The organism is Kitasatospora sp. NPDC093558, from assembly GCF_040683475.1.
In the GTDB taxonomy this organism is placed as follows: Bacteria; Actinomycetota; Actinomycetes; order Streptomycetales; family Streptomycetaceae; genus Kitasatospora.
The window spans coordinates 1-8,299 of the sequence record NZ_JBFBDY010000280.1 but is presented as its reverse complement, the minus strand read 5'-3'; the positions used below and the strand labels follow the sequence as shown (position 1 = coordinate 8,299).

Below are 8,299 nucleotides of genomic sequence, written 5' to 3'. Positions count from 1 at the left end.
CGGCGGCGGCCTGGGCGCAGCTGCGCGAGGGCCCGTACGGCATGCCGTCCGACGGGTGGAGCGAGCCGCAGGACGGGCTGTTCACCGCGCGGCCGTCGCTGACCGCCGCGACCTCGGCGTCCTGGTCGCCGCGGAGGCTGCGCTACGACCCGGCGACGGTGCGCGGCGCCCTCTCCGCGCTCCTGGAGGTGGCGCCGGAGCTGCGGACCACCGATGCCTACCGGTACGACCTCGTCAACGTCGCCCGGCAGGCGCTGGCCGACGAGAGCCGCCGGCTGCTACCCGAGCTCGACCGGGCTTACGGAGCAGGGGACTTGGCCGCGTTCCGGTCGCTGGTGAGCCGCTGGACGGCGGCCGAGTCGGACCTCGAACGGCTGACGGCGACGGACGCCCGTTTCATGGTCGGCACCTGGCTTGCCCAGGTGCCGGCCTGGGGTGCGACGGACGCCGAGCGCGATCGACTCCAGTACGACGCACGGTCGCTCCTCACGACGTGGGGCGGCACCCGCGCCGAGGCCGAGGACGGCGGCCTGCACGAGTACGCCGCCCGCGAGTGGTCCGGCCTGGTCGCGGACCTCTACGCCAAGCGCTGGGCGGCCTACTTCGCCTCCCTGGAGGCCGCGTTGACGCAGCAGACCCGCCCGGCGCCGGTCGACTTCTTCGCCATGGACGACGCGTGGGCGCACGCGACCTCCGCCTACCCGACCACGCCGGCGGGCGACCCGGTCGCCGTGGCGGCCGCCATCTCCGCTTCACTGCAGTCGAGTTGACACCACGCGACAATCAGTCAACGAGCACGAGGAGTGGGCATGAGCAACGACAACCCGGCACCGAACCTCCAGGAACGCCCCAGCCGGAGACAGGTGCTCCGGCTCGCCGCCGCGCCCCTCGCGGCGACGGCACTCGCGGCCTGCGGCGGGCCGAAGCCGGAGCCGTCCCCCGATCCGTCGACCTCCGCGAGCAGCCCCTCGTCCGGCGCCCCCACCACCGTCGGCCCGCCCGACTGGGCCGCGCTGGCGAAGGACCTCGGCGGCACCGTCATCGGCCCGCAGGACGCCCGGTACGAGGACGCGAGCCACCTCTACCAGCCGCGGTTCGACGGCCTGCACCCCGCCGGGATCGTCTACGCGGCCACCCCCCAGGACGTCGCCACCTGCCTCGCCTTCGCCCGCCGGTACGCCCTCCCGCTCGCGGCGCGCAGCGGCGGCCACAGCTACACAGGGTGGTCGTCGGGCACCGGGATGGTGCTGGACCTCGGGTCGATGGCGGCGGTCAGCGGCTCCGGCGGCCCTGGCGGCACGGCGACGGTCGGGGCCGGCGCCCGGCTGATCGACGTGTACGCGGGCCTGGCGGCCGACGGCGTGACGGTGCCGGCCGGCTCCTGCCCGAGCGTGGGCGTGGCCGGGCTCACCCTGGGCGGCGGCATCGGCGTCACGTGTCGCGCATACGGTCTGACCTGCGACAGCCTCACCGGCGCGCAGATCGTGACGGCCGACGGGCGGATCCGCCAGGTGGACGCGACGGCGGACCCGGACCTGTTCTGGGCGCTGCGCGGCGGTGGCGGCGGAAACTTCGGCGTGGTCACGTCCTTCACGTTCCGCACCCACCCTGCGCCGGCCTGCGCGTACGCGTTCCTCTCCTGGCCCTGGTCGTCCGCGGCGACGGCCGTGGCGGCCTGGCAGACGTGGGTGGCGAGCGCCCCGGACCCGCTCTGGGCGAACCTCCACCTCGACACCTGGCCGGACGGCCGCCAGCGCCTCACCAGCACCGTCAACTTCCTCGGCGCGAAGTCCGACCTCGCCGACCTCGTCGACCGGCTGACCGTCCCACCGGCCACCGCCTCGCTCCACACGGCGCCGTTCCTGGACACCATGAAGGAGATGGGCGGGGTGGCCGGCTGGTCGGAGGCCGCCGCCCACCTGCCCGGCAGCCTCCCCGGCCAGAACCCCGACGGCAAGCTGACGCGGGTCTCGTACGCCGCCCGGTCCGACTTCTACGCGCGGCCGATCGACGCGACCGGGATCGCGGCACTCGTGGCCGCCGTCGACCGGTACGCGCAGGGGGTGCCGCTGGGCGCGAGCGGGTCCGTCGCCTTCGACGCCCTCGGCGGCGCGGTGAACCGGGTGGCGCCCGGGGACACCGCCTTCGTCCACCGCAGCGCCCTGTTCGGAGCCCAGTACATCGCCAACTACCCCGCCCCCGGCGCCGGTTCGGGCCCGGCCGCGGACCAGTCCCAGGCCTGGCTGAAGGACGTCTGGACCACCATGCGCCCGTACGCGAGCGGCGAGGCCTACCAGAACTACCCCGACCCGACGCTCACCGACTGGGCGCAGGCCTACTACGGCAGCAACCTCGCCCGCCTGCGCCAGGTGAAGCACACGTACGACCCGGACGGTCTGTTCCGCTTCCCGCAATCCCTGTGAACCTCCAGAACCCTGTGACCCTCCAGAACGTGGCCCTCCTGCAACCGCCGAAAAAAATCTTCCGCACGGGCGACGGTTTTCCGGGTTCCCCCTGGTCTTGATTGGTGACCGCATTCCCACCAGCCACCCGGGAGCCCCCGATGTCAGAACCCATCCGGACCGCCGTCGTCACCGGTGCCGGCCGCGGCTTCGGCCGCGCGATCGCCGAGGCGCTCGTCGCCCGCGGCACGCACGTCATCGGCATCGCCCGCACCGAGGCCGACCTGCTCGCCGTCCGCGACGAGCTCGGCGAGCGCTTCACGCCCCTCACCGGCGACGCCACCGACGAGGCGCTCGCCGCCGAGGTGATCCGCACCCACCGCCCTGGCCTGCTCGTCCTCAACGCCGGGGTCGTGCCGCCCATGGCCCCCGTCCAGGAGCAGACGTGGGAGAGCTTCAGCCGCGCGTGGGAGGTCGACACCCGGCACGTCTTCACCTGGACCGGCGCCGCCCTGCGCGAGCCGCTGGCCCCGGGCAGCGTCGTCGTCTCCATGTCCAGCGGCGCCGCACTCTTCGGCTCCCCGCTCAGCGGCGGCTACGCGAGCGCCAAGGCCGCCGTCCGCTACATCCGCACCTACGCCGCCGGGGAGTCCGAGCGGGCCGGCCTCGGCATCCGGTTCGTCGCGCTGCTGCCCAACATGACCCCGGTCGGCGGGGTCGGCGACGCCGGAGTCACCGGATACGCCGCGCAGGCGGGCGTCGACCGGGAGACTTTCCTCGAAGGGCGCGGGCCGATCGTCACGCTGGAGCAGATCGGGAAGGCGGTGACCGAGGTCGCCGACGACCCCGACGCCGCCCCGGAGTACCGGGTCGAGGGCACCGGGCTCGTCCCGCTCGCCTGAGACGCACCCGCCCAAGACGCGCCCCAGCCGTCAAGCGCGCAAGGAAGGACCCCGCGATGCCGTCGAACGCCGAGTTCACCGCCCTGGCCGAACCGTACCGGCCGGAGCTCCTCGCCCACTGCTACCGGATCCTCGGCTCGATCCACGACGCCGAGGACCTGGTCCAGGACACCTACCTGCGGGCCTGGCGGGCGTTCGACGGCTTCGAGGGCCGCTCCTCGGTGCGCCGGTGGCTCTACAAGATCGCCACCATGGCCTGCCTCACCGCCCTGGAGACGCGCTCCCGCCGGCCCCTCCCGTCCGGGCTCGGCGCCCCCTCGGACGACCACCGGGTGGCCGTCGCACCCCGCGAACCGTCCGTCCCGTGGCTCCAGCCGGCGCCGGACGCCCTGTTCGGCGCCGACGACCCGGCGGTGACCGTCGCCGCGCGGACGGGCGTGCGGCTCGCCTTCATCGCCGCCCTCCAGTACCTCTCCGCCCGCCAGCGCGCCGTCCTCACCCTGCGCGACGTGCTCGGCTTCCGCACCGCCGAGGTGGCCGCGATGCTCGACACGACCACCGCCGCCGTCGACAGCGCGCTGCGCCGCGCACGGTTCCGCCTGGCCGAGGTCGGACCGGTCGCCGACGACCTCGCCGAGCCCGACGAGCGCGTGCGCCGCGGCCTCCTCGACCACTACGTCGACGCCTTCACCCGCGCCGACCCCGACGCCCTCGTCGACCTCCTGCGCGTCGACGTCGAGATGGAGATGCCCCCGACGCCGACCTGGTTCACCGGCCGCCAGGCCGTCCTCGGCTTCCTGTCCGCCCGCATCCTGCGCCCGTCGCTGTGGCGGATGACCCCCACGACGGCCAACGGCCAGCCCGCCTTCGTCGTCCACCGCCACGACGAGCCGTACGGCGTCCAGGTGTTGACCCTCCTCGACACCCGCATCGCCCGCATCACCGCCTTCAACGACCCGGCGCTCGTCCCGACCTTCGCGCCGGCCGGCCTGGCGCGGCGCCCCTCGCCCCGCCCCCGGTCGTGACACCATGCGGGCGAGCGCACGGCACTGCGGAAGGACAGCGATGTCACAAGCCATCGAGGGCGTCGACCCCTTGGTGCCACCCAGCGGCCCCGGCTGCGTCGAGTGCGAAGCGGCGCAGGGCTGGTGGGTGCACCTGCGGCGCTGCGCCCGGTGCGGTCACGTCGGCTGCTGCGACACCTCCCCGCAGCAGCACGCCTCGCGGCACTTCGCCGACACCGGGCACCCGTTCATCCAGAGCTTCGAACCGGACGAGGACTGGTTCTGGGACTACCGCACCGGCGACTACCTCGACGAGGGCCCCGAGCTGGCCCCGCCGCACCACCACCCGCGGACGCAGACGGTGCCGGGCCCACGCGAACGCGTCCCGGACGACTGGCAGGACCATATCCACTAGGCGCCGTGGCATCAGGAACAGCACGACGGAAAGGCCCGGGCCCATGGTCTCGGTAGTGCAGAACGTGGCGATCGACTGCGCGGACCCGTACGGGCTCGCCCAGTTCTGGAGCAAGGTGACCGGCCGGCCGTTGCATCCGGAAGACAAACCGGGGAACCCGGAGGTCGAAGTGCTCCTGGCGGACGGCCCGGTCCTGTACTTCAACCAGGTGCCCGAACCCAAGACGGTCAAGAACCGGATCCACCTCTGCCTGCGCCCGGAGACCACGCGCGAGCAGGAGGTGGAGCGGCTGCTGGGCCTCGGCGCCAGCCTCGTCGCCGACCGCCGCAATCCCGACGGCTCCGGCTGGGCGGTCCTGGCCGACCCCGAGGGCAATGAATTCTGCGTCCTGCGCAGCGAGTCCGACCGGGCCGGCACGACGTCCTGACCCGACCCGCCGCCCTACAGCGGCGGCAGCGCCGGCGTGGGGCCGAGGGTGGTCGTGCCCGGGGTGGACCGGTGGGCCAGGCCGGTGCGGTAGGTGTCCAGCGCCTCCTCCGGGCGGCCGGTACGACGCAGGAGGTCGCCGAGGAGGCGGCACAGATCGGCCAAGTCCGCTGTGGCACCGGCCTGTTCGAGGAGGTCGAGCGCCGTCCGGTAGTGCCGCTCGGCGTCGGCGTCCCCGCCGCGCTCCTCCGCGATGAGGCCCAACAGCCGGTGGGCGGCGCCCGCGTGGACGGCGCCGCGGCTCGGGTGCAGGGAGCCGAGGAGATCGGCTAGCAGCGCAGCCGCCTCTTCGCTGCGGCCCGACCGTCGCAGGACGTCCGCCAGTTCGACCTCGATCTGCCGGACGTACAGCACGGCACGGCGCTCGGCCAAGATCCCGCGGGCGGTGCGGAGTTCGCGCTCGGCGGCGAGGAGATCACCGTTCTGCGCCCGCAGGTAGCCGCGCATCCAGTGGCAGTGGGCGAGTTCGGTGCGGATGCGGAGCTGCTGGTAGAGCTCCTGGGCCCGGGCGAGCGAGGCGTCGGCCTCGGCGGCGCGGCCCTCGGCGAGGAGGGTGCGGGCCACCGAGCGGTGCAGTCGGGCCACGGCGGCGGGGTCGTCGACCTGTGGGGCCAGGGCGAGGGCGAGTTCGGCGGCCTGGGCGGCGAGGCGGTGCGCGCCGAGGTCCAGGTAGGGGGCGGTGATGGCGGAGTAGAGGAGCAGCAGGGCTTGCGGGTCGGGGAGGCCGGCGGCGTTCAGCTGGTCGATGGCGCTCTCCAGGAGGTAGCAGGAGTAGCGCAGGTCGCCGGCGAGGAGGTGGGCCACGGCCCGTCCGCGCAGGGCGGGTACGCGAGACGGCAGCGGGGCGTCCCGGAGCAGGTCCTCGGCGGCTCTGAAGTAGCCGATGGCATCGTCGAGTTCGCCCGCTTCCAGGGCGCAGTCGCCCAACCCGGCCAGGGCTGCGGCGTGTTCGTCCGCGAGTGCGTAGCGTTCGGCCTCCGCGGCGAGTGCGGTGAACTGCGCTGCCGCATCCGCCGGTTCGCCGACGCAGAGGGTCTGACGGGCGTCGGCGAGCCGGGCCCGGAGATCGGTGGCGAGGTGGGCGGGCCGTCCGGTGGCGAGCTGCTCGGCGCTCACGCCCAGGCGTTCGGCGAGGTAGCGCAGCGCGGTGTCGGAGGGCCGGGCCTTGCCGGACTCCAGCGTCGACACGTATGCCGCCGTGTAGGCCGGCTCGGCCAACGCGCGCTGGGTGAGGCCGCGTTCGGCGCGCAGCTGTTGGATCCGTCGGCCGATCAGCAGCCGGTCGCCCCCGTCGTCGTCCGCCATCATGCTCCCCCGTCTCCACCTCGCCGTCGCGCACACGGTATTGCGTGCCGATGCGGCCGCCGCTAGCTTAACTCCACACGTAAGCGAGTTTAAGTCCGGATTTAACTCCCGTTCCCCCAGCCGGACTTCAGAGGACTGGACTCTCACCGAAACGGACCCCCACATGCGCATTCGACGCACCGCCGCCGCCCTCGCGGCAGCACTCGGCCTCCTCACCGCCGCCCCCGCAGCCGCCACCACCAGCGCCTTAGCCCCCGTCGTCCCGTCCGCCGCACCGCTCACCGACGGCGGCGGCCCCATCTGCTGGTTCGGCGCCTGCTACGACTACGTGTCGGGCCGCCAGCAGACCGACGCCGCCGGCGCGAGCATCCGGATGCTCCAGTCCGCCCCGACGCTCAAGTCCGGTGACAAGGACGCGCATTCGCTCCAGGAACTCGCCGTCCAGTCCGCCGACCGCAAGTCCACCGTCGAGGTCGGCTGGACGGTGGACCTGGGCCTCAACGGCGATCTCCTGCCCCACCTGTTCGTCTACCACTGGGTGGACGGCAAGGAGAGCTGCTACAACGGGTGCGGCTTCGTCCAGGTCTCCCCCATCTACACCGCCGGCATGGCGCTCCGGCCCGGCGACGCCGCCCGCTACGCGATCCGGAACCTCGGCGGCGACTGGTGGATCTTCTACGACCAGCACGCCGTCGGCTACTTCCCCGGCTCCCTCTGGAACGGCACCTACACCCGCACCCAGGTCATCACCGCCTTCGGCGAGGTCGCCCACGGCACCGGCCTCACGTGCGAGTCCATGGGCGACGGCCGCTTCGGCAGCGCCCCGGGCTCCGGCTGGATCCGCGACTTCCGGCTCCTCGACTCCGCCGACGACGCCCGCCTGACGGTCACCTCCACCAGCCCGGCCCTCTACGACGCGGGCCGCGTCACCCCGACGTCCTTCCACCTCGGCGGCCCGGGCACCGGCCCCTGCTGACGGCCGCGCCCCCGCCTCACACCCCCGGCAGGTCGCGCGCCGTGCGCAGCGGAGAGCAGTAGATCGGCACCCACACCACCATCAGCCCCACCGCCCCCGCCCACAGCGCCGCCCGCACCGAGGTCAGCGAGGCGAGCGGACGGGCCAGGAGCGAGCCGGTGAAGACGCCCACGCCACCGGCGGCGAGGAACAGTCCGGTGACGGCCTCCGGCAGATGCAGTGTGCGGACGAACAGCACGGGCAGCAGCGTCTGGAAGATCCCGCCACCGCCCCGGACGATCCCGCTGTTCCTCGCCCCGCCGCCGACCACGCCCGTGGCGGACCTCCACCTCGAACTGGACGCCCTCCGCGCGACCCCGCCCGAGGACGTTCGCACCGCCCTCGACTCACCCCGGCCGACCTGGACCGCCGACGGAACCGTCGAATAGTCGCGAATCATCTTTGTTCACGTAACAGTTGATCCCAAAGTCTTCCTAAAGGATCGCTGGAGCGGCTACACCTTCAGTCCTACGCCACAACGAGACGAGCGGGACGATGACCAACGAAACCCCTGGCTACGGCTACCCGTCAGAGCCGAACCCCCAGAACCCCTACGGCCAGCAGCCCCCGCAGCAGCCCGGCTACGGCGTCCCCCAGGGCCCGTACGACCCCCAGCCCGGCGGTCCCGGCCCCGGTACCCCGCCGCCCGGCTACGGCTACCCGCCGCCGCCCCCGGGCGGTTACCCGACGAGCGGCGGCGCCCAGCTGCCGCCGTGGCTCGGCGCGCCCAACCCGTACGGCCCGACGCCGCCCGGCACCCGCGTCCTGGC

The 8,299-nt window shown here is 73.8% G+C and carries 9 protein-coding genes and 1 pseudogene; 8 read left to right on the top strand and 2 right to left on the bottom strand.

The genetic code is table 11. The features are described from left to right. From AB0O00_RS23415 to AB0O00_RS23390, 6 genes are all read left to right on the top strand, one after another. Nucleotides 1-770, top strand: a 770-nt coding sequence (locus AB0O00_RS23415; protein WP_363654770.1) for an alpha-N-acetylglucosaminidase C-terminal domain-containing protein, incomplete at its 5' end; no start/stop codon positions are given. A 39-nt stretch (nucleotides 771-809) separates the two neighbouring features. Continuing rightward, a complete protein-coding gene (locus AB0O00_RS23410; protein ID WP_363654768.1) occupies nucleotides 810-2,423 on the top strand; it encodes an FAD-binding oxidoreductase in 1,614 nt (537 codons plus the stop codon). Between the two features lie 140 nt (nucleotides 2,424-2,563). After that, nucleotides 2,564-3,304: an SDR family oxidoreductase gene (locus tag AB0O00_RS23405; RefSeq protein ID WP_363654766.1), complete on the top strand. Its 741-nt coding sequence runs from the start codon at nucleotides 2,564-2,566 to the stop codon at nucleotides 3,302-3,304. Further along, nucleotides 3,301-4,329, top strand: coding sequence for an RNA polymerase subunit sigma-70 (locus AB0O00_RS23400; RefSeq protein ID WP_363654774.1), 1,029 nt, complete (start codon nucleotides 3,301-3,303; stop codon nucleotides 4,327-4,329). Before AB0O00_RS23405 ends, AB0O00_RS23400 begins: the two co-directional genes overlap by 4 nt. Nucleotides 4,330-4,369: 40 nt before the next feature. Further along, the gene (locus tag AB0O00_RS23395) at nucleotides 4,370-4,723 is read left to right on the top strand and encodes a UBP-type zinc finger domain-containing protein (RefSeq protein ID WP_363654764.1); all 354 of its coding nucleotides are present in this window, start codon (nucleotides 4,370-4,372) and stop codon (nucleotides 4,721-4,723) included. 43 nt (nucleotides 4,724-4,766) lie between these two features. Continuing rightward, nucleotides 4,767-5,150, top strand: a complete 384-nt coding sequence (locus tag AB0O00_RS23390; protein WP_363654762.1) for a VOC family protein — start codon at nucleotides 4,767-4,769, stop codon at nucleotides 5,148-5,150. Nucleotides 5,151-5,164: 14 nt separating this feature from the next. Here AB0O00_RS23390 and AB0O00_RS23385 read toward each other — a convergent pair whose 3' ends face one another. Next, nucleotides 5,165-6,514, bottom strand: a complete 1,350-nt coding sequence (locus AB0O00_RS23385) for a helix-turn-helix transcriptional regulator (RefSeq protein ID WP_363654772.1) — start codon at nucleotides 6,512-6,514, stop codon at nucleotides 5,165-5,167. Between the two features lie 163 nt (nucleotides 6,515-6,677). On the opposite strand from AB0O00_RS23385, the gene AB0O00_RS23380 reads away from it, so the two are divergent. Continuing rightward, entirely contained in the window at nucleotides 6,678-7,490 is an 813-nt protein-coding gene (locus AB0O00_RS23380; protein ID WP_363654760.1) for a neprosin family prolyl endopeptidase, read from the top strand. 16 nt (nucleotides 7,491-7,506) lie between these two features. Here the strand turns inward: AB0O00_RS23380 and AB0O00_RS23375 are convergent, their stop codons facing one another. After that, nucleotides 7,507-7,800, bottom strand: coding sequence for a hypothetical protein (locus AB0O00_RS23375; protein WP_363654758.1), 294 nt, complete (start codon nucleotides 7,798-7,800; stop codon nucleotides 7,507-7,509). A 224-nt stretch (nucleotides 7,801-8,024) separates the two neighbouring features. Here AB0O00_RS23375 and AB0O00_RS23370 point away from each other — a divergent pair. Beyond that, nucleotides 8,025-8,299, top strand: a pseudogene (locus tag AB0O00_RS23370) (hypothetical protein); the annotation flags it as partial.